Below are 1,029 nucleotides of genomic sequence, written 5' to 3'. Positions count from 1 at the left end.
CTGATGCTCAGCACGAGGGAGTGTATGTCCGAAAGCATGTAGTCCTCAAGCTCCTTAAGGAGGTTTATCTTCCCCGTCTGGACTTCAAACCATCTTTCGGGATCAACACCGTAATCACTCTCCTTCGTTAGTGCAAGCCTCTCAAGCTCCAGGGCTGATATGAACTCCTGCCTACCGGTCACTTTCTCGTATGCCGAGAGGTACTCAGGCGGAGATACATCCCTGAAGGAGGTAAGAAAAGCCTCCTCTCTGCCTTCAACCTCCTTGTACCTCGCCAGTATATCCCTCTCAAGTCTGTTCCTTGAGAATATGACGCTTACGAGAGCCCTCTTTATCCCCTCAAGATCCTTTGCGTAGGAGAAGTGTTTGAGGGCAAGTATCCTTGAGGCGAGCTGGACGTCAGAGGTGTTCTTGGCGGCTGAAGCTATAAGTCCTATGAGGTCGTTGTTTATGGAGGTATAGAACTTAACCACACGCGCCACCGGTATGCTGAGACCGTCAACTTCCTGTCTGATGGAGGTAAGTCTCTCAAGCTCTGTGAGTATGGTCTGTAGAGACTCCTGAACCTCCCTGGAAAAGCTCCTGCCCTTTAATACCTCTTTAAGGGCTTCTATCCTCTTATCAACCTCTTCCCTCTGCTCTGGAAGGGCTTTAACGAATTTTCTCCCTCCGCTACCCACGAAGCCTGCACTCATGCCCCTCTCCTTCTGGAGTTCGTGGACGAGGTTGAGGGATGCACTCGTCAGCTCAAACAGAGCGGAGTTCTTCTTAGCGGAAGAAAACTCAGTCCAGTAGTTGTAAGAGAGGATGAGGGACAGCAAGACGAGGAATGCTAAGGGTACAGCCGAAGAAAGCGATATCCTCTGTTTTATACCCATGGCTCCACTCTCATTATAAGTCGTCTTATTTAGCGGAGGTTGAAGCGAGAATCAGAGTAAACATTTCCGCAGTGATGACCTTGCAAAAGACTTCTTTTTATAGGATAATGCTATATTCCATAATCCCAGGAGGAGACAGAGATGAACGGCG

Annotated in this window: 1 protein-coding gene; it reads right to left on the bottom strand. The window is 49.1% G+C overall.

What is annotated here, in order from left to right; translation table 11 throughout:
* Nucleotides 1-878, bottom strand: an 878-nt coding sequence (locus tag HG1285_RS00130) for a nitrate- and nitrite sensing domain-containing protein (RefSeq protein WP_008289751.1), incomplete at its 3' end; no start/stop codon positions are given.
* Nucleotides 879-1,029: the final 151 nt, after the last annotated feature.

It is taken from the genome of Hydrogenivirga sp. 128-5-R1-1 (assembly GCF_000171895.1).
This window is presented reverse-complemented; position numbering and strand designations above follow the sequence as displayed.